At 39.0% G+C, this 23,602-nt stretch carries 25 protein-coding genes; 1 reads left to right on the top strand and 24 read right to left on the bottom strand.

All coding sequences use genetic code 11. The features are described from left to right. Positions 1 to 42: 42 nt before the first annotated feature. The 11 genes from E7276_RS05160 to dapF form a co-directional block, all read right to left on the bottom strand. Entirely contained in the window at positions 43 to 399 is a 357-nt protein-coding gene (locus E7276_RS05160) for a response regulator transcription factor (protein WP_294214581.1), read from the bottom strand. A 22-nt stretch (positions 400 to 421) separates the two neighbouring features. Beyond that, on the bottom strand, positions 422 to 1,486 hold the full coding sequence (locus E7276_RS05155) for an undecaprenyldiphospho-muramoylpentapeptide beta-N-acetylglucosaminyltransferase (protein WP_294214578.1): 1,065 nt from the start codon (positions 1,484 to 1,486) through the stop codon (positions 422 to 424). 20 nt (positions 1,487 to 1,506) lie between these two features. Then, positions 1,507 to 2,850 (bottom strand): serpin family protein, encoded by a 1,344-nt coding sequence (locus E7276_RS05150; RefSeq protein ID WP_294214575.1) that lies wholly within the window; start codon positions 2,848 to 2,850, stop codon positions 1,507 to 1,509. Positions 2,851 to 2,886: 36 nt separating this feature from the next. Beyond that, the gene (locus E7276_RS05145) at positions 2,887 to 3,303 is read right to left on the bottom strand and encodes an HIT family protein (RefSeq protein WP_294214572.1); all 417 of its coding nucleotides are present in this window, start codon (positions 3,301 to 3,303) and stop codon (positions 2,887 to 2,889) included. Positions 3,304 to 3,327: 24 nt separating this feature from the next. Next, the gene (locus tag E7276_RS05140; protein WP_294214571.1) at positions 3,328 to 4,323 is read right to left on the bottom strand and encodes an SCP2 sterol-binding domain-containing protein; all 996 of its coding nucleotides are present in this window, start codon (positions 4,321 to 4,323) and stop codon (positions 3,328 to 3,330) included. Between the two features lie 440 nt (positions 4,324 to 4,763). After that, a complete protein-coding gene (locus E7276_RS05135) occupies positions 4,764 to 5,045 on the bottom strand; it encodes a type II toxin-antitoxin system YafQ family toxin (protein WP_294214570.1) in 282 nt (93 codons plus the stop codon). Continuing rightward, positions 5,045 to 5,338 (bottom strand): type II toxin-antitoxin system RelB/DinJ family antitoxin, encoded by a 294-nt coding sequence (locus E7276_RS05130; RefSeq protein ID WP_294214566.1) that lies wholly within the window; start codon positions 5,336 to 5,338, stop codon positions 5,045 to 5,047. Before E7276_RS05130 ends, E7276_RS05135 begins: the two co-directional genes overlap by 1 nt. Before the next feature lie 234 nt (positions 5,339 to 5,572). Then, on the bottom strand, positions 5,573 to 6,202 hold the full coding sequence (locus E7276_RS05125; RefSeq protein WP_294214564.1) for a rhomboid family intramembrane serine protease: 630 nt from the start codon (positions 6,200 to 6,202) through the stop codon (positions 5,573 to 5,575). A 2-nt stretch (positions 6,203 to 6,204) separates the two neighbouring features. Next, positions 6,205 to 7,098 (bottom strand): 4-hydroxy-tetrahydrodipicolinate synthase, encoded by an 894-nt coding sequence (dapA, locus tag E7276_RS05120; protein ID WP_294214561.1) that lies wholly within the window; start codon positions 7,096 to 7,098, stop codon positions 6,205 to 6,207. Then, positions 7,085 to 8,557, bottom strand: a complete 1,473-nt coding sequence (locus tag E7276_RS05115) for a UDP-N-acetylmuramoyl-L-alanyl-D-glutamate--2,6-diaminopimelate ligase (protein WP_294214559.1) — start codon at positions 8,555 to 8,557, stop codon at positions 7,085 to 7,087. Before E7276_RS05115 ends, dapA begins: the two co-directional genes overlap by 14 nt. A 1-nt stretch (position 8,558) precedes the next feature. After that, positions 8,559 to 9,392 carry a diaminopimelate epimerase gene (dapF, locus tag E7276_RS05110; RefSeq protein ID WP_294214557.1) on the bottom strand — a complete coding sequence of 278 codons (834 nt, stop codon included), beginning with the start codon at positions 9,390 to 9,392 and terminating at the stop codon, positions 8,559 to 8,561. Positions 9,393 to 9,551: 159 nt separating this feature from the next. Here dapF and E7276_RS05105 point away from each other — a divergent pair, with 159 nt between their 5' ends. Then, positions 9,552 to 10,409 (top strand): AraC family transcriptional regulator, encoded by an 858-nt coding sequence (locus E7276_RS05105; RefSeq protein WP_294214554.1) that lies wholly within the window; start codon positions 9,552 to 9,554, stop codon positions 10,407 to 10,409. Positions 10,410 to 10,648: 239 nt separating this feature from the next. On the opposite strand, the gene E7276_RS05100 is transcribed toward E7276_RS05105, so the two are convergent. The 13 genes from E7276_RS05100 to E7276_RS05040 all read right to left on the bottom strand — a co-directional run bounded on the left by E7276_RS05100 (position 10,649) and on the right by E7276_RS05040 (position 23,600). Beyond that, positions 10,649 to 11,488: a DUF5688 family protein gene (locus tag E7276_RS05100; protein ID WP_294214551.1), complete on the bottom strand. Its 840-nt coding sequence runs from the start codon at positions 11,486 to 11,488 to the stop codon at positions 10,649 to 10,651. A 140-nt stretch (positions 11,489 to 11,628) separates the two neighbouring features. Continuing rightward, positions 11,629 to 12,423: a class I SAM-dependent methyltransferase gene (locus E7276_RS05095; protein WP_294214548.1), complete on the bottom strand. Its 795-nt coding sequence runs from the start codon at positions 12,421 to 12,423 to the stop codon at positions 11,629 to 11,631. Position 12,424: 1 nt separating this feature from the next. Further along, positions 12,425 to 14,995 carry a preprotein translocase subunit SecA gene (secA, locus tag E7276_RS05090; RefSeq protein WP_294214547.1) on the bottom strand — a complete coding sequence of 857 codons (2,571 nt, stop codon included), beginning with the start codon at positions 14,993 to 14,995 and terminating at the stop codon, positions 12,425 to 12,427. Positions 14,996 to 15,081: 86 nt separating this feature from the next. After that, the gene (locus tag E7276_RS05085) at positions 15,082 to 16,200 is read right to left on the bottom strand and encodes a DUF6382 domain-containing protein (protein ID WP_294214544.1); all 1,119 of its coding nucleotides are present in this window, start codon (positions 16,198 to 16,200) and stop codon (positions 15,082 to 15,084) included. Positions 16,201 to 16,204: 4 nt separating this feature from the next. Beyond that, positions 16,205 to 16,411, bottom strand: a complete 207-nt coding sequence (locus E7276_RS05080) for a hypothetical protein (RefSeq protein ID WP_294214542.1) — start codon at positions 16,409 to 16,411, stop codon at positions 16,205 to 16,207. Further along, positions 16,408 to 16,845 carry a prepilin peptidase gene (locus tag E7276_RS05075; protein ID WP_294214541.1) on the bottom strand — a complete coding sequence of 146 codons (438 nt, stop codon included), beginning with the start codon at positions 16,843 to 16,845 and terminating at the stop codon, positions 16,408 to 16,410. The genes E7276_RS05080 and E7276_RS05075 overlap by 4 nt, the downstream gene beginning before the upstream one ends. A 9-nt stretch (positions 16,846 to 16,854) precedes the next feature. After that, positions 16,855 to 17,766, bottom strand: a complete 912-nt coding sequence (locus E7276_RS05070) for a TadE/TadG family type IV pilus assembly protein (protein ID WP_294214539.1) — start codon at positions 17,764 to 17,766, stop codon at positions 16,855 to 16,857. Between the two features lie 22 nt (positions 17,767 to 17,788). Next, positions 17,789 to 19,276, bottom strand: coding sequence for a DUF5702 domain-containing protein (locus E7276_RS05065; RefSeq protein WP_294214537.1), 1,488 nt, complete (start codon positions 19,274 to 19,276; stop codon positions 17,789 to 17,791). After that, positions 19,276 to 19,455, bottom strand: a complete 180-nt coding sequence (locus tag E7276_RS05060) for a Flp1 family type IVb pilin (RefSeq protein WP_294214536.1) — start codon at positions 19,453 to 19,455, stop codon at positions 19,276 to 19,278. Before E7276_RS05060 ends, E7276_RS05065 begins: the two co-directional genes overlap by 1 nt. A gap of 16 nt (positions 19,456 to 19,471) precedes the next feature. After that, entirely contained in the window at positions 19,472 to 20,680 is a 1,209-nt protein-coding gene (locus E7276_RS05055; protein ID WP_294214534.1) for a type II secretion system F family protein, read from the bottom strand. A 13-nt stretch (positions 20,681 to 20,693) separates the two neighbouring features. Continuing rightward, positions 20,694 to 21,470 (bottom strand): type II secretion system F family protein, encoded by a 777-nt coding sequence (locus E7276_RS05050; RefSeq protein ID WP_294214532.1) that lies wholly within the window; start codon positions 21,468 to 21,470, stop codon positions 20,694 to 20,696. After that, a complete protein-coding gene (locus tag E7276_RS05045) occupies positions 21,404 to 22,642 on the bottom strand; it encodes a CpaF family protein (RefSeq protein ID WP_294214669.1) in 1,239 nt (412 codons plus the stop codon). Before E7276_RS05045 ends, E7276_RS05050 begins: the two co-directional genes overlap by 67 nt. Further along, the gene (locus E7276_RS05040; protein ID WP_294214529.1) at positions 22,611 to 23,600 is read right to left on the bottom strand and encodes a hypothetical protein; all 990 of its coding nucleotides are present in this window, start codon (positions 23,598 to 23,600) and stop codon (positions 22,611 to 22,613) included. Before E7276_RS05040 ends, E7276_RS05045 begins: the two co-directional genes overlap by 32 nt. Between the last annotated feature and the right edge of the window lie 2 nt (positions 23,601 to 23,602).

Here is a 23,602-nt window from a genome sequence, read left to right as displayed (position 1 = left end):
TATAGCATTCTTACGATTTTTTGTCAAATTTAGCGATTTTTGTTACAAAATATCGTTAATACATTCCCATAATTCATCGTATTTTACAGGTTTTTGAAGACAATGCTTCGCACCCATTAGCTTGTACTTAAGTAGCTCTGTTTTTTGACGTCCAGAGCATACAATTATTTTTGCATTTTTATCTAATGTAAGGATTTTCTCGATAAGCCATTCGCCACCGATTCCACCTTTCATCATGATATCTGTTATTACAAGATCCGGCCTAAATTCTTCATACATTGCATACGCGTCATAACAATCTTCGGCCTCAATAATCTCTATAGAATCATCGTCATGAGTTAACAATCTTTGAAGGGTTCTTCTTGCAAATATTTCATCGTCAACAATTAGAATCTTCATATTTTTCTCCATTGAATATCTGTTACTTGTTCAAAGCTGTAATCAAATCAAGGATTGTTTTGTTTGCATCTAACAAATGGCTTGATTCCATTTTTTCTTTGATATTTTCTCTGTCTGCGTAGACCTTTTTTACTGAAGAAATTAACAATTCTCCTGTCAATTCTTCTTCCTGTAAAACAGTAGAAAAGCCCTGTTTTTCATAGCTTTGTGCATTTAATATCTGGTCACCACGGCTGGCCTGAGCAGAAAGTGGAATTAGAATATTCGGTATCTTTAATGCTAAAATTTCGCTGATTGAATTAGCTCCTGCACGGCTAATCATAAGGTCAGTCATAGCAAAAATATCATTCAGCTGTTCACTAATGAACTCATATTGTTGATAACCCTCTTTACCAGTAAGGTCATTGTTGATATTTCCTTTTCCGACCAAATGAACAATCTGGAAATCCTGTAAAAGTGTATCTAGAGAATCCCAAACTGCGTTATTTATAAACTTTGAGCCAATGCTGCCGCCCATAATAAGAATTACAGGTTTGTTCTCATTAAATCCTGTAAATTCAAGGCCTCTTTTGCGGTCACCACTAAATAATTCCTGACGAATAGGTGAGCCTGTGTGTACAGCCTTGCCCTCTGGCAAATATTGCATTGTCTCTGGAAAATTGCAGCATACCTTTGATGCAAATGGTATTGCAAGCTTATTAGCAAGACCTGGAGTCATGTCAGACTCATGGATAATTGCTGGAATATGTTGTCTTGCTGCTGCCATAACAACTGGCACTGATACAAATCCGCCCTTTGAAAATACTACGTCTGGCTTCAAATGCTTTAATAGCTGGTTGGCCTCAGAAAAGCCCTTTATTACTCTAAATGGGTCTGTAAAATTCTTCCAATCATGGTAACGTCTGAGCTTACCTGATGAAATACCATAGTAGGTAACTCCAGCATTCTCTACTAATTTCTTCTCAATTCCTGTGTAGGAACCGATGTAATATACTTCGTAGCCTGCCTCCTTTAAAAATGGTAGCAATGCTAAATTTGGTGTTACATGACCGGCTGTACCGCCGCCAGTCATAACTATTTTCTTCATATAAAATCTCTTTTCTAATATTACTCTACTACCTGTCCATAGAAGAGAATCTCATTCTCACTATTTTCAAGGTCTGTATAAATCAAGAATTGGAATGGCTCGTCCGCATAGAATTCCTTGACCTCTTGTTCCTCAGGCATCGCAGCTGTAGCCTCCATCATGGCAACAATAGTTACAGCAGCTGCCTCAATGCCATCCTCATCTGTCTTTATCTTTGTTTTTTGGATGATATCATCAATGTAAACTGGCAGATTACTCATGATAGAAAAATCTGCTGAGCCATCATCTCTGAAAGCTAATTCTACACCCTGGTCCTGTAAAAATCCAATTAATTCTTCTTTGCCAAATTCGCTTTCCATATCGATTTTTGGAAGTCGAACATCCACCTCAAGCTCTGTAGCCTCAGATAATGCCTTGTCGATATCGGATATTTCCCCGAGGATAAATGCAGATTTTACACCGTAATCAAGAGGGAGAATAATAAGCTTTCCGCCTTCTTCCTCATAATATAGGATGTCATCCTGTCTACACATGAAGTCCTTTTGAGTTGTGGCTCCATCAAACGTTGTAAACTTGCCCTTTTCTGTGGCATCTTCATAGAATTTATCTTTCCAGCCAGCACGCAAATATAAGGCATTTATCAATGCTAAATCCACCTGTGATAAATCATCTGAGATTTTTGAGATCTGACCATTTGTCGAATCATTTACCCACTCGTTTATAGCATCTGTCAATTGGTCTGCTGGTCTAGAATCAGCTGTCGCTGAATATAATTCATCTACTTTTTCAATGTATTCGTCTGTAAATTCACAGTTTCCGCTTTCATTGGCCCAGATTGAATTTACAAGCTTGAATGCCCCATCTGGCTGACCATTGCCCACTTGAGAATACATATCTCTGAGGTCTTCATCATTTTCAAGTTCTTCTAAGTAATCTATCTCTTCTTGAATGCTATCCTGAAATTCTACAGTCTCATTGTAGACCATTGAATACCATGCATTCATCTGGTCCTCGCTTTCAAATTTCAGAGCATCCAAAAGCTCCTGTTTCGTCTGTCCATTTGCACCAGCAGTAGCAAGGCACAAAGCTGCCCTGTAGGAGGTTGGAGAAATCATGTAGTTTTGATTCTCAAAGCCATTTTCCTCGATATAAGAAACAAGCGCGCTATTGAACTCGCCCATACCTCCAATAACTTCCACATTAGCATCTACAGGCTTTTTCTCCTGTGGCTCCTCTTGATTCTCCTGTGGCTCCTCCTGATTCTGCTGTGGTTCCTCCACCTCAGAATCACCATTTCCACAAGCTCCGAATAAACTAACTATAAGTGTTCCCATCAAAAGGGCACTAACTAATCTCTTTTTCATAACCTACCTCCACCGTGCTTAGACAAATTATGCAATTTACATAGAAAGCTTTTTAACTACAGCAGCTGTCTCCTCCTCAGAGAATGACTGATGGCTCCATCCGCAGATAGTCTTGTCTGGGTCATCCTCATATCTAGGAATAACGTGAATGTGGAGATGGTGAACTGTCTGACCTGCTGCCTCTCCATTATTCTGTACAATGTTGACACCTGCACAACCAAGCTCTGCCTTCATCTTATTTGCAATCTTTTTAGCAAGTGGCAATGCCTTCTCAAGCACATCATCATCTGCCTCTAATAAGTTTGCAAAATGATTCTTTGGCAAAATAAGAGCATGGCCCTTTGTAGCTGGGTCTGCGTCCAAAATTACCTTGAAATCATTATCTTCAAAAATAGAATTTGTAGGAATATCTCCATTTGCTAATTTACAAAAAATACAGTTGTTGTCCTTCATATCGTTATCCTCCATTTGTATTAACTAATTTGAAAATGGGAAAATTTCATCAAGCATCCTAAGGGTTTTGAAATTGCCCTTTGCCGTCATATCTCCCACTGAAAAAGCCCTCTGGAAGGTCTCGCGACCTGCTACTATATTGTCCATGATGCCACTTGTGAGCTTCATGTATACATCAATGTTTTCCTCTTTGCCGTAGTGACAATCCAGCTGCTGTCCATTGGCGTGAATAAAAAGTGGCTGCTGCTTTCCTTCTATCATAAATAGGTACTTTGCATAGAACTCCTTATTTCCGGCAAAGTGAACTGTGAAATCACTGATATATTCGTTAGAACTGTCCTCTTGTTTTTTGCCCATCATGTCCCTAAACAAATTGCTAAGGTCGGCAATATCAGCCTTTTGGGTCTGAACATATTCGTCATCGGAAACAAATTTTGAAAGCTGCTCAGATTCCTGTGGAGAAAGCTCCAGCTGCTGAGTTCTAGAAATACTGCGTGTAACAGCCTGATTACTGGTAGGAAGTCCCTTTGTATGCTGAGAAATCGTACGATAAAGTGTCTCCACCTTTTTCTCAATGATGTGGGCATACTCAGAATTCTCCCTGAATTCCTTGAGATCCTCAACATAGCCGCAAAAACCAGAGCATGGCAAGCCGCCGAGAATTTCCCAAGCATTCTCAAGTGTCACCATTGCCTCTCGCTCCCCGTAGGTGGTGGACATAACCACAGGCTGCATATATGTAGTTGCAAGGGCTGTTTTGTCTGCGTAGAGCCAGCAGGCATCCAAGAATTGATTCATATAGCCGCCAATTCCAAGCCATTCAACTGTGGTAGCAAGAATGATTCCATCAGCATCCTTCAATGTCTGTGGAAGCATAGAAATTGCATTTTTCTGTTCGTAGATGTTGTAAAGCTTCACCTCGACCTGAAGCTCCGTCAGCACCTGCTCCATTTTATTAATTACGTAAAGTGTAGGGTCTTCAAGTAGACCTCGCCCGCCATAGTAAATATTTACCTTCATTATTACCCCTCATTCTTCTAGCGCACATTATATAGATAAAAAAATTATAACACTTCCTATTAGCATTTTACAAAAATATCTATGTATTTGGAGCCTTCCTCTTGACTTCTCTTGCACCAAAGTTTTTTACCCATGGTTATAGGGTACATCCATCACACCATATACAATTATTTTCACTTGTTTCTTTCTTAAGAAACTGGCAATTAGGGTCTGGCTTATTGTATGTATCATATACTGCATGGGGTGTTGCACTAACTTTGACACAGTTGCATCATCTAACTCATTTTCTTGACGATAACAAAAGCTAATTGTTTTATCACCTCCAAGTAAGTCAAACAAAAGATTTCTTTACATTGCTTGGTGTAGAAGAAATACCACCTGATAAAATCGTTCTCAAACCATCTCTGTTAAAAAAAGAAAAACCACCTCGATTGAGATGGTTATTCGTCAAATAAATCGCTATGAGTTCCTGTTCTGGAAGCAGTAAGTATTAGTTTGTTTTCATTTTTAGCGTAAATCAAAAGCCAGTCTGATAAGATATGACATTCATTGAAACCCTCATAATTACCACGCAACGGATGGTCATAATACTTTTCATCTAATTCTTTACCATCTAATAAAGTATCAATGACTTCAGACAATAAATCCATGTCATAACCACGTTTTTTACATCTTTTGTAATCCTTTTTGAATTTAGTGGTAGGTTGTAATGTATATTTCATTATTCTTCATCAAGCTCCTCAAATAATTCTTTAGAAGAAGAATAAGACTTAGCTGATACTTTACCAGACATTATATCTCTGGCCTCTTGTATAGCTTCTTCAGTTTCTTTATTATAGCGTGGCATTCTAACATCAAAAGGAATGCCACCTTCCATTAATGATTTTTCAAAAAATATATTTACTGCTTCTGCTAGAGTCATGCCAAGGTTACCATATAAATCTTCTAACCTAACCTTTTTCTGCTTATTCATTCTCATATTGAAATTTGTATCTTTTACTGCTGTAGCTGCCATAATCAACTACCTCCTTCTAATCATAGAATACACCCAATGTTTTACATTTGCAATACAATGTTTTACAAAATATAAAACTGTCAACATAACCGCAATATAGATAAATAGCGTCGCAGTTACATTGACAGCCCCAACCTTTGCATAATATCCTCGGCTTCACGTTTTATATTATCCTCAACACGTACGCTAACAGTTGAATTTTTCATATTAGCGCCTCGCTTTATTGTATATTAGTTATTGAAGCATTTTTGAATGCTTACGTTTTATAATCGTTGTTAGCCCATAGCTAAGGAATGTTAATATAATTCCTGCTACCAACCCTCCTACATGTCCTACATTGTCCGTTCCTGAGGTTGCAAATCCAAAGTACAGGGTGAGCACTGCCATGAAAAGCATTCGTCTGGTGCTGATTCCCTGATATCTGCCTCTGTTTACAAGAATTACCACTATCATGCCTCCGATGATTCCAAATATTGCACCTGAGGCTCCTGCTACAATATCATTTTGCCCCATGAGGCACATCATAAAGAACGACAAAAAAGAGCCAGTCAGACCTGATCCAAGGTAAATACCAAGGAATCTGGTAGGTCCTACTGCCTCTTCAAATATTTGTCCTAATAAAAATAATAAGAGCATATTATTAGCTAAATGCTCGATACCAAAATGCATAAATGTAGACGTAAAAAGACGATACCACTCCCCATTATCAAGAATGTAATCGGGATTCATGGCACCGTTGTATAACATAAAGATGCCATTTGTAGTATCGCCCATTATTTCCAGCACAATAAAGACAATTATATTAATTGCCACTATTATGTATGTAATTGGTGTTTTGGTTGGCTTGAAATAGTTAGTCTCCAAAATTATGCGAGCATTTCCTGTGGCATTCTGCTGAGCAATTTGCTCATCTGAACCTTATGCTCCTCCTCCATCTCTGTTAGTGGAAGTCTAAGACTTCCTACATTAAATCCTAACATATTCATTGTGGATTTAACAGGGATTGGATTTACTTCGCAGAAAAGTGCATCCACTAATTCAAGGTAGTCCAGCTGGAGCTTTCTAGCCTTTGCCTCGTGACCATTTAAATACTCCATAACCATGTCATGTGTGCCCTTTGGAGCAACATTTGAAAGGACAGAGATAACGCCAACTCCGCCTAATGAAAGGATTGGAATAACCTGGTCATCATTGCCTGAGTAAATATCGAGGCATCCTCTACAAAGGCTGGCAAGCTTTGTAATCTGGGAAATATCTCCGCAGGCTTCCTTGATACCTACAATATTGTGATTTTCAAGTCCAAGTCTCATGGCTGTCTCAGGAAGGATATTGCAACCTGTTCTGCTAGGAACGTTGTACATGATAATAGGTAAATCGATTGCCTTGGCAATTTTTGTATAATGCTCGTAGAGTCCCTGCTGTGTAGCCTTGTTGTAAAATGGTGTAACAATAAGAAGTCCATCTACACCAAGTGCTTCGATCTTTTTTGAAAAATCAATTACAAGTCTAGTAGAGTTGCCGCCAGAGCCTGCAATAACAGGGATTCTATGATTAACGCGCTTTACTGTAAAGTCAATTACAGAAAGCTTTTCTTCCTCGCTCATTGTAGCTGGCTCGCCTGTTGTGCCGCATACAATGATAGCGTCAGTGCCGCCCTCTATCTGTCTGTCAATAAGAGTACCAAGCATGTCATAATTTACAGTTTCATCGTCATTAAATGGAGTAATAAGCGCTACTCCTGCACCTCTAAATAATGTCATGACCGTCCTCCTTAATAATATCTGCGATTAATTCTCTCTCATCCATGTGGTGCTTTACACCTTTAATTTCCTGGTAGTCCTCATGTCCCTTACCAGCGAGAACGATGATGTCGCCCTCTTTTGCATTTGTAAGGCAATATCTGATTGCCTCCTTGCGGTCAGGTATTGTTACGTACTCGCCGTCTGCCTTATGCACACCAACAAGAATGTCATTGATGATGTCCATTGGCTCCTCGTTACGTGGGTTGTCAGATGTAACTACTGTTAAATCAGCAAGCTTTGATGAAACCTCACCCATTTCGTATCTTCTTGATTTTGCACGGTTTCCACCGCATCCAAATAAGCAAACCAAGCGACCTGGCTCATAAGCCTTGAGTGTAGTAAGCAGGCTCTCAAGTGCCATAGCGTTGTGTGCATAATCAATCATTACTGTAAACTTCTTTGAAACTGGGATAAGCTCAATACGTCCCTTTACATGTACATCCATAAGGGCTGCCTTGATTTTGTCCTCAGCAACATTAAACTGCTTGCAAATAGCCACTGCAGTAAGTGAATTATATACCGAGAATGTTCCTGGTACGTTTACCTCTACTGTCATGTCTTCCTTGCCAGTGATGTGGTATCTAACACCAAGAGCTCCATTCTCGTTAAGGAGCTCAACATTCTCAGCAATAAGGTCGTTGTCTTTTCCGTAGCCGTACTTTACAACGTCGCATGTGTGACCTTTTAAAATGCCTTCGATGTGCTCGCTATCGCCATTGAAGATACCTGTTTTACACTGTCTGAAGAGAAGACTCTTGCAATGCATGTAGTCCTCGAAATCCTTGTGCTCATTCTCACCAATGTGGTCTGGCTCAAGATTTGTAAATACGCCTATATCAAATGTAAAGCCTGATACTCTATGAAGCATAAGGGCCTGTGAGCTAACTTCCATTACAACTGCATCAAGACCAGCATCTACCATCTGGCGGAAAAGCTCCTGTACACGGTATGACTCTGGTGTAGTGTTAACTGCTGGAATACGCTCCTCGCCTACGATAGACTCGATTGTTCCGATAAGTCCTGTTTTGATGCCAGCGCTCTCAAGGATTGATTTAACCATGTATGTAGTAGTGGTTTTGCCCTTTGTACCTGTGATACCAATGGTTTTGAGCTGCTCAGCTGGATGACCAAAGTAAGCTGCAGATGTGTAAGCAAGTGCCTCACGACTGTTTTTTACCTTGATGTAAGTAATGCCATCAACTGGCTCTACGTCCTTTTCGATGATGATGACGCTAGCTCCCTTTTCGATAACGTCAGGGATAAAGTCGTGAGCATCTCTTACTGTACCTGAGATGCAAACAAAAACGCTGTCCTTCTCAACTTTTCTAGAATCATATGTAAGTGTAGAAATCTCTCTATCAAGCTCACCTGCATATAATTCGTAATCTAATCTATCTAATAAATCTACTAATTTCATGTTATACCTCGATTTCTCCGTTAAATACCTCGGTGGCTGGGCCAGTCATAAATACGTGGTTTGTACTCTCATCGTACTCGATTGTCAGGTCACCGCCTCTGAGATGTACCAAAACCTTGTTGTCTGTTTTTTTATTTAAAATACATGCCATTACTGTGGCGCAGGTACCTGTTCCGCAAGCCCAAGTCTCTGCAGAACCTCTTTCCCAAACTCGCATGTTTGCTTCGGTCCTTGAAATAACCTGTACAAACTCTGTATTGGTGCGCTTTGGAAATCTCTCATGGTTTTCAAAAAGTGGACCATATTTTTCCAGCTCAAAATGCTCTGTGTCATCTACAAAAACAACGGCGTGTGGGTTTCCCATAGAAACGCAAGTCATATTCCATGTTTTGCCACCAACCTCGATTGGCTCGTCGATGACTTTATCCTTGTCAGATATTACTGGAATCTGAGCTGGCTCGAGAATTGGCTCGCCCATATCGACTCTTACCTGATCAACCTTGCCATCTTTTACATAGAGGGTCAAATACTTGATACCTGCTCCTGACTCAACTGAAATCTCAGTTTTGTCTGTAAGCTTGTGGTCATAAACATATTTTGCTACGCAACGGATTCCATTACCGCACATCTCTGCTTCAGAGCCGTCTGCGTTATATATTCTCATTCTGAAATCTGCAATGTCGCTAGGACCGATTGTAATAAGACCATCCGAGCCGATACCAAAATGTCTGTCGCTTACTTTAATTGATGTTTCCGCTGGATTTTCAAGCTTTTCTTGGAAGAGATTGACATAAACATAATCATTTCCACAGCCATGCATTTTTGTAAATTTCATATCCTATCCTTTCTTGAGTGAACAAGCGCGTGTATGTAACGATAGTCATTTAACTATTTTTAGTATACATCGCACTTTTCTCTATGTTAATTGTTTATAGTGCCCTATATATTGCAAATAGTGTTATTTTGCATTAAAATATTCATGGAGGTAGGCAAAATGACAGAATTCTTTAAAAAGGGTTATTTGTATTCTGACTTTAAAATATTCCATCTTTCTGACTCAAATCTTGGGGAAATTGACTTCCATTATCATGATTTCCACAAGATTCTTATACATTTGGCAGGCAACACTTCATATTCTATCGAAGGACAAAACTATGACTTGCAGCCTGACGATATTGTTTTTGTAAATGCTGGAGAGGTTCACCGTCCAATTTTTAATGACAATTCAGTTTATGAGCGTATCATTATCTATATTTCCAAGGATTTCCTTGCTGAGTATTCTAAGGAAAATAACGATCTATCCTACTGTTTTGTAAATGCAATTGAAAATGATACCCACGTGCTGAGGCTCCGCTCCTTCAAGAATTCTCCTGTGGCTGCATCTATAAACAGGCTCATCAACAATCTAGGAAACGATGCCTACGCCAATGAACTATTGATGCAGGTGCTTTTCCTTGAATTCATGATTGAATTGAATCGAGCTACTTTAAGCGACGAGGTGGAATATATTTCTACTAACTATGCTGGCAGCACTGTCTTTTCCATTATCCAATACATAAACCAGCATTTAACAGAGGATTTATCCGTTGACTCGATTAGTGAGCAATTCTACATATCCAGATATTATTTAATGCATACCTTTAAACAGGAAACTGGATATACAGTTGGGAATTATATTACCATAAAAAGACTATCCTTGGCTCAATCCTTTATAAATACCGGTGCATCTATTGTAGAGGCAGCTGAAGCTGCGGGGTTTAAAACCTACTCAACATTCTTGCGAGCATACAAAAAGACCTATGGCACCAGCCCTCGCAAAAAGGCTGAGTCACAGGCCTCATTATCTTTCTAGTTTTAATAAAGCAAAAGCAGCTATCGACTATTAGTCGATGTAGCTGCTTTTTAAATAATCTATGAATGTCATAACCTTGCCGTCTTCACTGTCAAATAATTCTCTGAAAATACCCATAAGAACCTCCAAATAAAACCGTAAAACAATTGTTGTCTATAGAATACCACCTTTTTCAGAAAGTTCTATTGATAAATCGTACGAATTGCACAATTTGAAATGGTCAATTTTGTACATTATCACTATGCTGCTATGCTAATTCCATTTTCATCCAAGCAATAAACAGAGTCAGTTAGCTTATCTTCTAATGAAACCTCGGTCGCATTTACATACTTAACTAATTCTCGCAGGCCATCTATATCAATACGCTCATCACAAGGAACTAAAAGAATCTCATGAATGCTGCATGGGATTACATATACCTTTTCACTAATTTTTTCACCTACTTCTTTAAATAGGTCTGTAAATAAAATTGATGCTCCTAATCTTCTGTCTAAAGAAGTCACTACATATACTTCAGGCGCATCGTCTTTGTATTTAGCTTCGTAATCCACTCCTGTGATATCGTAAAGCATTTCAAACAAAGTCTTGACCTGGTACTCTCTATTAGCTTTTGCAATCTCATAGAGTTCCACTTCCTTTATTCCACTATTTTCTAGCATGCTTTTTTTCAGTAGAATTGTGCCTATTTGCCCAGTTGCTGGTGCAGGCACAACAATTCTATAAATAATTGCCATATCTAAAAATGGACGATAAACAACATCCTCATCTTCTAAAATCACATTATCCCTTGATATTACAGCTGCTCTCAAGTTATTGGTAATATATTCTCTTGAAGTTAGCTTTTCTATATCAAGAACTGGAGCTTCAATATCCGCTGCTGCTCTAACAATCTCCATTACTTCACTAAATGTACTGATATCATCTACATAAACAGTAGGACATACTGTTCTGTTGCCTTCTTTAGGGATGATTGTTATACCCTTTTTTTCAACATTATTCTTTTTCACCTGGCTTATAGTAACATAGTGCTTTTCAAGCTTCTCGTTAATTTGTTCTATTAATTTATTCGTAACTTCCATAATTCTTTATCCTCTTTGTTTCTATTTCTTCTAAAATTTCCATCAAAAACTAAGGTCCTTTGCATAGGACCCAAGTTTATGGTCATTGTTTTATTAATAAATAGTGGGAAATTCGGCGATATACCGAAGGATAAATAAAGTTATTTTCTAAGTATGTCTACTGTATGTGCAGATGCACCAAGCAAATCAGCTCTCTCACAAACTGCTAATTGGTAATTGATAAACTGCTGAAACTGCTCTTCTGTAAGGGCATTAACCTCACGGCGCATGTGGTTTGCTGGACCATCTGGAGAGATAATCTGAACTCTCTCTAACCCTGCCTCGGCATTTAATGCCTCGATATCCTCTGTTCTCATGAACATATAGAGGTCATCCTCACCAGGGCGAACATGGAATGTATCGTCAAGCTTGCCATCTGCTATGTTTTCTAAAACATGCCCCTCCTTAATACCATAGGTAAGAAAAGCGTATTCGTTCATAACATAAGCTACAAGAATATATCCACCAGGCTTTGTAACACGCTTGGCCTCTAAGAGAGCCTGTAGCTGTTCTTCCTTTGTCTTTAGATGATACATTGGGCCAAAGAGTAATGTGAAATCAAAGGTGTCTGCATCAAAACGCTTGAGCTTCAATGCGTTGCCCTGAAATGCTTTAACTCCGCTACCTTTTGCCTTGAGCATGCCAAGATTATGCTTAACAAGCTCTACTGCAGTCACATCATAGCCCTCTTCGTAAAGAGGAATACTGTAGCGACCTGTTCCGGCGCCTATATCTAAAATGGAGATGTCTGATTTAGACATCCCCATTTCCTTTGTTAAAACATCCAAATACTTATGAACATATTTCATTGTAACGATAAACTCCATTTTGCCGTGACGGCTGTTAAGGCGTTTATCCTCGTTGAATTTATTGTAGTATTCTTCTAATTGATTCATATTATTTCACACGACCATGGCAAAGCTTATACTTTAATCCTGAGCCGCATGGACATGGATCATTAGGGAAAATCTTCTTCTCGGCACGCTTCTTTGGTGCACGAGTAGCTGACTCATCCTTGTTTGTTCCTGTAACCTTGGCTACTTCTTCACGCTCTACCTTCTTCTCGATACGAATTCTGTAAAGCATTGTAAGTGTATCGTTGATAATTGATGCATTCATTGCATCCAACATATCGTAGCTGGCTGCCTTGTACTCATCGATAGGATTACGGTTACCGTATGCCTGGAGACGAATACCCTGACGAAGCTGCTCCATGTCATCGATTTCTTCCATCCACTTACGGTCGATAACTCTAAGGAGGATAACTCGCTCAACCTCTCTAAACTGTTCTGGCTGTTCGAATTCCTTTTCCTTTGCATCGTACATTTTGAGAGCGATGTCTGTAAGCTTTTCTTTAAGCTCCTTTTTGTTCTTGATGTTGCCAATAGAAAGCTGTGTCATAACTGGCACTGGAATAACTGGGCAAAGGAGATGATTAAGCTCTGGTAACTCCCAAAGTTCTTTTTCCACATCATCTGGAATAGTCTTCTCTACACACTCGTCAACCTTATCACGAATCATTGAGAGAATCTGATCATGCATATCCTCTCCCTGTAGAACTCTACGTCTCTGAGCGTAAATAAGCTCTCTCTGCTCATTCATAACCTGATCGTAATCAAGAAGGTTCTTACGAGCTGAGAAGTTGTTTTCCTCAATCTTCTTCTGAGCCTTTTCGATGGCACCTGAAAGCATTTTATGTTTAATCTGCTCACCCTCTGGAATACCAAGAGCGTTGAACATAGTGATAAGTCTCTCTGAACCGAAGAGTCTCATAAGATCATCCTCAAGTGAGATGAAGAACTGTGATTCACCAACATCACCCTGACGACCTGAACGTCCACGGAGCTGATTGTCTATACGACGAGATTCGTGACGTTCTGTACCGATAATTTTAAGACCACCTGCTGCACGAGCCTCCTCATCAAGCTTGATATCAGTACCACGACCAGCCATGTTAGTGGCAATTGTAACAGCGCCGTGCTTACCAGCCTCGGCTACAATCTCAGCTTCCTTTTCATGGAACTTTGCATTAAGTACGTTGTGCTCAATGCCCTCTTTGCGAAGCATCTTAGATACAAGCTCTGAAATATCAATATCAATAGTACCAACAAGTACTGGCTGTCCCTTGGCATGAGCCTTTTTAACTTCCTCAACAACTGCCTTGTACTTTTCAGCCTTTGTCTTGTAAACGGCATCATCATGGTCGATACGCTGAACAGGTCTGTTTGTAGGAACCTCAACAACGTCCATTCCATAGATATCACGGAACTCCTGCTCCTCTGTAAGAGCAGTACCTGTCATACCAGCCTTCTTGTCGTATTTGTTGAAGAAGTTCTGGAATGTGATGTTAGCAAGAGTCATAGACTCACGCTTAACCTCAACATGCTCCTTTGCCTCGATAGCCTGATGTAAACCATCAGAGTAACGACGACCTGGCATGATACGTCCTGTAAACGAATCAACGATCATTACCTGACCATCTGAAACAACGTAATCCTGATCCTTGAACATAAGATTGTGAGCACGAAGTGCAAGGATAATATTGTGCTGAATCTCAAGATTCTCTGGATCTGCAAGGTTCTCAATATGGAAGAACTGCTCAACCTTTTCAACACCCTGTGCTGTAAGGTTAACAACCTTGTCCTTTTCATCAACGATGAAGTCACCTGTCTCATTTCTCTCAACGCCCATGATGGCATCCATTTTAGAGAATTCTGGTAAATCTTCACCACGCTTTAACTGACGAGCTAAAACATCGCAAAGCTCGTAGAGCTTAGTAGACTTGCCTGACTGACCTGAAATGATAAGTGGTGTACGAGCCTCATCAATAAGAACTGAGTCAACCTCGTCGATGATGCAGTAGTGAAGTCCTCTCTGAACGAGGTCCTTCTCATATACACACATATTGTCACGAAGATAGTCGAAACCAAGCTCGTTGTTTGTGATGTATGTAATATCACAATTGTAAGCAGCCTGACGCTCTTCCTTTGTCATATCATTTAAAACGACACCAACTGTAAGGCCTAAGAAACGGTGAACCTCACCCATCCACTCAGCATCACGCTTAGCAAGGTAATCGTTAACAGTAACGATGTGAACACCCTTGCCCTCAAGAGCATTAAGATATGCTGGAAGTGTAGATACAAGTGTCTTTCCTTCACCAGTACGCATCTCTGCAATACGACCCTGATGGAGAATAATACCACCGATGAGCTGTACTCTAAAGTGCTCCATACCAAGGGCACGCTTGCCTGCCTCACGGACAACAGCATAAGCCTCTGGAAGAATGTCATCTAATGTCTCACCCTTAACAAGACGCTCCTTGAATTCTGTAGTCTTGTCACGAAGCTGCTCATCAGAGAGCTTGCCCATGTCATCCCTGTAGGATTCTATTTTATCCACGATTGGCTTGATTCTTTTGAGCTCGCGCTCAGAATGTGTGCCAAATACCTTATCAATGATTCCCATTTATATATCTCCTAACTATAATTGGGTACAAACACCCGAAACCTAGACTATTGTACCAAATATAGGGGATTATAACAATAAATTGCTTACATAAATACAAACTGCACATCAGCAAATCTGATAACATCCATTGTTTTTAATTTTACTCTATTCTTGTACTCCAAAAGGTTGCTTCCCACAAAGCTACCATTTAAGGAATTTAAATCCTCTAGAAAATAACTACCATTTTCCCGGTATATTTTGGCGTGAGTTGAACTAACTGCTCTAGAATGAAGGACTGCATCATTATTTTTCCCACTTCCAATTCTGAAAATGTCCTTCGTGATAATAAAGTTCTCCTCATCACTTTGGCCGTCGTATACCAATTTTCCTGCCGGAACTGCGTCTTTTAACAAGACTGTTTTCTCTTCGATTTCCTCAGATGGCTCTACTATAAAATCTTCGAATTTTAAAGATTTTGTAAATGACTGGGTGCCATTTTTTCCAAATGAACCTTTGACCTTTGCAAACAATTCCGAGAATATATTTTTCTTTTCTTCCTGAGGATATAAGTCATATAGATTTTCGCTAAAATCATTATTTGGCTCCTGCCAATCCTCAGTACTTTGAGTGCTTGTAGGTTCAAGCTCAATTTTATTTACAATTATTTCCGGCTCTTCTTCTTTGTTTTCTTGTATGAAATCCCTAAGTTCTTCTAAGGTGTAATCATCCTTCACACAGATGTCATATAGCCCAAAAATCTTTTCAGCATTTTTTCTGTCACCACTATCAATATGGGTAATAATATATTCCATCAGCCCTCTAAATTGTTCCTGTATGGTGCCATTGTCTACTGGATAGTAACATAGCTGAATCCTAACGCTACCGTTAGCTCTCTCTAAAAACAGGGTTTCTTTTCTTAGAAGAATATGGTTTTCATCAATTAAATATTTTTCTAATTCGGACAGGGCGATTTGCAAATTGATTACGATTTTTTCTATGGCTTCTAGCGAAAAGTTCATTCCTTCTAAATAGTCTTCCACATTTTCCATTCGACTGATGGTGTAGTTATAATGTGTCATACCATTAATTTCCATAACTGAAAAATCCAGTAATAGGCCAATCTTGTTTGCCTCTATCATTTTCTTTTCGTAATCTACTGCATCAACCTGACCTACAATCGACATAACACTATCATTGTGTTTTCGTGTATAGTTAATTTCCATATAACTAATCCTTTACTGCATTTATAACTCCCATTAAAGCTTCTTTTAGTCTGAATAATTGGATTGCGTCAAAGGAACTGCCGTGTTCAGCTGGATAGGATACACACTGTTGAAACACTTCATAGACAACTCCTACAGCCATACCAAACACAATAAAACTAAAGCTAATAATAACTGCTGCCTCCACTGTGTAGCTGGCTTTTAATCTCATAAAAATACGCTCCCTATAAAACGAATTAAATACATGGATAAATACCCAAGTGTTAAAAATGGAATAAAGGGAATCTCATGATCTGTCCTTAATCCGTATTTTTTAATAATTATTACTCCGGCAATCAATGCAAATATTGAGCTAATCCACAGCAAAACCAGCGTATTTATCCATCCAAGATATAAGCCAGTAATCGCTATGATGATAGCGTCCCCTTTGCCAATTTTTTCCTTCGTAATATGACTAATCAAAAATAGTACTAGTCCTATCCCTACCCCGCCAGCAATGCTTTTTAAGGTAATCGAAGGACTTATGAAATTAATAATTATTCCAAGCAATCCAAAAACTATCAGCTCTAACACTCTAACCTGTTTGGTTTTTATATCATCAAAGGATGTAAAGCCAAACAGGCAAATTAATCCTATTTCTCTCATTTAAGTATCCTATTCGTAAACTTTCCCACATTTGCTGCAGGGCCTCATGGTGTCCTTGACCTCTTCGTATAAAACCTTTTTAATGTTGTGCTTTATCTCTGTACAATTGGCATCGTTATGATATGCAGTTCCGTAATCTGTCAAAAATACAAAATCGTGGGCTACGGTGTTTTTACATCGTTGGCACTCATAATAAATTGCCCCACCCATATTTCTAGCAGTTGCCAACTCCTCAATTGGCTTTCGGTGTACTGATGGCCTCAAATAGGTGCAGTTACAGCTTGAGTGGTAAACCTCTCCGTGATCCGTAATGTACACATATTGTGAATCCACGGTATTCTCAGCCTTATCGTAACCTACCCATTTCCTATTTCTTGCTCTTTGACTGACTTCAAAGGAGTAGTCTCCCAACAATCCAACCGGAAATGTCATAGTATAATTGACTTTTAAATCTATATAATTTCCTTCAACATTACTCTCCAGAAAATTAAAACCAGCATATCCGCCATCTACAAATTCAGCAGGTACTGACTTTTCCAATATTTCTGCTTCTGACATGGCAATCGTTGCCACCAAAAGCGCTTCGCTGCTAGGATTTTGTTCAGATGGTTCAACATCTTTGTCTGACTCACCCTCGTTTAGAACATTTCCAAGAGTCACTGCCATAGTTCTACTGGAGATATCTATGGCCTGCTGCACTCCCGTTTGCACTTGTATAACTCGAAAAAGAAATACTCCAAAAATCATCATCGTTATAAAAAGGGGCATTATGATTGCCGCTTCAATTGTGTAGCTTGCCTTTTTAGAGGAGGCATAAAAAGGCATCTCTTTTGATTGTATACAGATAGGCGATTTGATTGTTGTATATTTTTTAGTATTAGATTTATGGGGAAAAAATAAATTTTTGATTGTTAGAGACACCTTTTTACACCTCCTCTCCTTTTTAATATGTCAGGAATTTTCTTTTTGCTATGCTGTAACCTTCTGCTCCTCTACTGCTGTCCAGTAGTGACAAAAACATTTCTTCTGGAGCAAAGCTTAATTCTATTTCTGCAGCATAAAGCATATTGTCCATCTTTACAGTTTTGTAATCCTCTGTTTGTGCCAATGCATTTTCCATAACGTCCAGTGCTCTCATTCCAAGTGTTTCGTTTGAATTTAGCGCTAGAAAAGCCATAAGATATGCGTCATAGCTCATTCCGCTGCTGCAATCCTTCGCTTTTGTATTTAAATTTGCTATCTGGGACAAATGGTAAATGTCTGATGTCCATTGATCTAAATTTTTGACTATAGGCACCTTACCGCCAGAGAGTAACAATCGTAAATCAAGTATGCTTTCTGCATATGCCCATGCAGCTATTAAACCTAACTTCACCGCCTTAATAATAGCGGGATTCATGGTAAATCCTGCGAGGGTATCAGCTACTGCTTCAGCTTGAAGATTTAGATGGGTATTGTTCATTATGGTGGCAAAATTTGCAGCTTCTCTAAGCAGCAGAATCTCTCCCACCACCGCCGCAAGATTTTGTGTATCTGACTGGGCTCCAGCTATTAAATATTCCACCTCATACTGGATGCCATCATGCTTCAAGCTATTGTTATAGCTACTGTAATTCGTCATTAAATAGTCAATAAACAATGCTTTATCAATCATCCCTGTATCAGCTTCTATTTCTAGATTGCCTACATTTAACTGTCTGGCACTTGGCATGTTATCTACATCGATTTCTAGGTTTGACACTTTATCTGTTGCTACCACCATTGATAGCAAGCCTGTGGATGCGGATTCCTTTAAAACATCAAATGCATCAAATGGGTCGTCCTCCACACTGCCTGGGTCAGGATAATCAGATGGATTCGTTTGCGGGTTGTGGTCTTCAGCTGCTCTTCTTTTTGCTTCCGCATTAGCAGCCTTGGCATTCTCTAATTCTTTATTTCCAGAGCTTGCCTGCTCCTCAACCTCTACTTTTTCAACTCCATTTATTTCATCAATATTGCCTTGGACTCCATCAATTATCTGGGCTGCCAAGCCTTCCCCCGCAGCCTTTACGCCAAGCTCTACTACTGGCTGGCCGCTTTTATCTGTTAGCAAACCATATTTCAAAGCCTGACAACTGGCCACAGGTAGACGACCATAGTTATTTCCTTCTTCCACATCTGAATTCACCTGACAGTAATCAGCAATTTTAGTTTCAAACATTTCAGGACCTACATTTTCTGTCCCGTATCCTAAATCTATTGCCAATATCCTGTAGTTTGTCCAAAGGTAGGGATTGTATTCTGAAAACGCACTCTCCACTGCCATGTCTGTATATTCCTGGGCCAGCTGGTCTATTGAAACCAAACGAACCAATTCAGACATAGCAAATATCAGGGTCATTACTGACACCATGATTAAAGACAAAAATACCGTTAACGAACCTTTAAGCACTACACTCTACCAGCTTGACTATTGATTTTCTCAAATATGCTGTTAACAAGCTCTGTTAACTGTGTTTTGAAGATGATAACAAGTCCAATGAGAACAACCAGGATAAGTATCATCTCAACGGTACCAATTCCATCTTCTTCAATTAGAAATTTCTTTATCTTATTCTTTATTAAATACATGTTTCTTTCCTCTCTTTTAAATATTTATTTGAAGCACAGCAGGTATAACAAGAATGACAATTACAATAAACAACATCCCCGCCATTGGAATCAGCAGCTTTGTTGATGCCTCCTCACCTGCTCTGATTGCCCTTTGTTTTCTTAGCTCAAAGGCGTTCTGCTGTTCTTTTTCCAAACAATCTATCAAATCCTTTGAACCCTTTCTTAGATTCTGACTTAGCAACATTGACAGCTTTCTATAATTTTTGCTTTCGCATTTTGCTCCAAGCTCTTCTATGGCTTGGATTTCACTTAATCCATCTGTCATTCGCCTATAGGTAACCAGCATCTGCTCAAAGCCCGGTCTCTTCTGAGTTTTGCCGTTTTTTAAGCTATTGCTATATTTAACAACCATTCGCTCTAAGGCTTTTCTAAAGCTCATACCTGCTCCCATTAATATGGAGAGCTCACTTACAATCATTGGATAATCAATATCCATCTCATCAATCATTTGATTCTTTAGCTTTTGCTGATCCTTCTTTTTACCTAGCGTTATCCCTGCAACAGTAATGAAACCAAGTATGATAATTTGTAGACCTCGGTAATTCATTTTCTTTTTCCAGGTAAGCTTCATATCAGCCACCTGATTAGGGAGAACCAGCACATCCTCCTTTTGACTACTTTCATCCACTTCTTTCACAGCATTTTTTATTGCATCTAATTGGCCTTCTGTTGTATCTAATCCAGGCGGTACAACCACTAGACAAAAGCTGTATATTCGCTGAGCTTCCTGGCAAAACATATTTGCAGTAAGGGTTATTAATTGGCCATCCTTTGGGACCTTATCCTTATTGATTACTCCCTTTTCGGAAATGTATCCGAATTTATCAAATGTCCATTCCGCCTCTACTAAGCCATTTGCATAGCTATCCTTTAAAACCAGATTATGACTTACTGCATTGGCACTGACATTTTCACCTAGGTAGGTTTTATCAATTTCTGCAACTGCAGTCTCAAAGGCCTGTTCTATCTCCTTTTCAGACATACCCTTAGGGGATACCTCTACTTCCAGCTCTTGATTTTCCTCTAAAAAGCTCAGATTCAATGTTTCGCGTCTAGCTGAACCGCCTACCGCATTTCGTTCGAGCCGTCCATCAAAATTAACCTTTGTAGCCCTATAATCAACAACCAACAGGAGAACTCCCAACGCTACTATTGCTATGAGAATGATTTTTATATTCTTCAACCTATATTCCTTTCTAAACCTTTATGGTAATTATCTTTCTTCCTATCAAAATCAATATTCCGTATATAATCAGGCATATTGTCATAACAAAAATTCCTAACAAATTACCATACAAGGGAGCAATAAAGCTTTTTGAAGTTATAGAAATATAAGCTAAGATTCCCATTGGCATTACACACATAACCTTTAGCTCTAATCGCTTTTCGGTTGTTATGGTTTCTATCTCTTCTTTGACTGCTAAATTCTCTTCTATCTTTATAGCTGTATCATGAATATTCTTGCCGTAGTTACCACCGCTTCGTTTTGCGAATGCAATAATTTCTGCAAGGCTCATGGCATCATCAAGGCCTATAGCATTTGCAAATTCTTCAAATGCCTTTTCAACCTGGATATTCATTGCTATTTTTTGATTCATTATATGAACAGGGCCTATAATCACTGCATCCTTGGAATAAAGTCGACTCAGCTCCTTTTCGGACTGCAAAAGAGATTTTTCTAGTGAGTACCCTGCCTGTAGCGAAGTCACTATAAGCATCATGTACTCTTTAAACTCTACTGCCGTTTTTGCCATCTGCTCTTCTTCATGCTTCTTGGCACATAGTTTCATCCAAAAAGGCACAATTATCGGCATTATTAATAAGCCGTACAATGATTTATAAAACAAATAGGCAATGATTCCGCTCAGTGCTACTGCCTGTCCAAAATCCTTTAAATTTGCTTTCGCTAATCTAGGGAGAGACCGCTTGCGTACAGCTTGTCGGTGTGAATCAGCTTTCCTACTTTTTCCCATCCGCCAATTATCCTCCCTTCTTTTTCGCCCTGTTCTTTAAACTTGTAAAGGGTATTTAGCTTTATTTCATTGTTTTCAATTCCTTCAACTTCGGCTATTTCAAGCAGCTTTCTGCTTTTGTCACGAAGCCTTCCAAGTTGAACTATAATATCTATTCCTGAGGCTATCTGCTGCCTTATGGCCGGCAACGGAATTTCCGCCCCCATAAGCACCATGGTCTCAAGACGTGACAGCATATCCTTACATGAATTGCTGTGGCCCGTCGAGCAACTCCCGTCGTGACCTGTGTTAAAAGCTTGAAGCATTTCCAGCGCTTCTGCACCTCTACACTCACCAACTATGATTCTATTAGGTCGCATTCTAAGGCTTGATTTCAATAAATCCCTAATGCTGATTTCGTTTTTACCTTCTAGATTCGCATTTCTAGCTTCTAGTCGGACTAGGTTTTCCACCTTCTTCAACTGGAGCTCTGCAGAATCTTCTATGGTTATTACTCGTTCGTCCTCTGGAATAAACTCTCCCAAAGCATTCAAAAAGGATGTTTTGCCACTACCGGTTCCACCAGATACAAATATGTTGTATCCAGCCTTTACCATCTTTTGTAAAAACTGAATCTGCTCCTTTGAAATAGATCCATATTGCTCCAGCTTCGACATAGTCATCTGTTCCTTCGGAAACTTTCTGATAGAAATAATGCTATAGTCTACTGCTGCAGGCTTTAAAACAATATTTACTCTCGAGCCATCCTTTAGCCTCGTGTCCACTATTGGATTTGACTCGTTTACGATTTTGTTGCTGTTTGCAACTATGTTTTGTATTATGTCATTCAGCTTTTCTTCAGAAGAAAATTTCTCCTTTGAGTGTATGACTCTACCGGCCTTTTCAATAAAAATATGGTCCGGTCCGTTGATCATAATTTCAGTAATATCCTCATCATTCAGCAAATCCTCTAGTACATCTAATTTTCTTAAGGAGTTAAAAACATGGCTTTCTATCTGCTGCCTCTTCTTGAGTGAAATGGGATATTGTCTAGCTTTTAAAATTATTTTTTCTTTTATTAGTTTATGAATTTCTTCATCTGACACATCGTAGGATAAATCGATTTCGTCCATTACTTGAGCTCTAATTTCATCTTCGATATTATCCGCACATTTTATACTCACATTTTCCATTTTCATTAATCAGTTTCTTTACAAACACTCCCAGGTTCCCTTGCAAAAGTTCCTCTATCCTATAAGCACCATCCGATAAGTTTCCTGCAGACATAGGAAGAATAACCTCTTGCCTTTCCGTCTGAATATCAAGCTTATCTAAATAGTTCCAGAACAACTCTTGACCTTTTCTAAAATAATCCCCTGGCTTTCCCAGGATATATAATTTATCCACAGCTTCTATGAATTTCGAAAATCCATTTATTGCCCTACCAAATAACACAACTACAGCATCATAGGATGCCTTAGAAATCACTGAGAAAAACATACTCCATGCATCCTCATCAATTTCACTTATTTCGCTTGGGTTAGCAAATGGTTCAATGTAATCGAACCCCATAAAGCTCTGTACGTATTTAGATATATTTACATCTTTTGAGTTAGTATTAATCTCATATAGAAAATCCATCAAATTGAAATCATTTTGGTTACCAATTAGCTTTGGCATGATTGACAATTCTTCAAGATCAATGAATAGGACATTTCCATTTGTCCTATATGATTGAGCCATTGCCATAGAAAATGGCAACTGCAATTCGTGACTTACTGGAGAATAAACTCCAATAATTCTAGATTTTTCATTAGACTTCTTAATACTAGCTTTTGTCTCCTTTAGAATCGGGATCTTGTTCAATATTTTTTCAACAGATTGATATTTGAAAATATTGTTGTCCTGCTCATTCTCTTGATTTTCAACCAAGTAATATTTGTTCTTTACAACTCCCTTTGGCCGAAACTCCATGACCTCTTTAAATTCCTCAGCAATCAAGGCGTAGTCATAGTCGCCTTCATCTGAATAAAAGCTCTCCGGAGTTGTAAATATATGAACTCCTACCTTTGCTCGCTCCATAATGTATGAAGCAAACTTTAGTATGTAATCATCACAGGAGTCACATAAGGCTATTTCCAAATTTTTCATTT

The organism is Pseudobutyrivibrio sp., assembly GCF_015057185.1.
Classification (GTDB): domain Bacteria; phylum Bacillota; class Clostridia; order Lachnospirales; family Lachnospiraceae; genus Pseudobutyrivibrio.
The sequence above is the reverse complement of the archived record's forward strand: the minus strand, read 5'-3'. Positions and strand labels throughout refer to the sequence as shown.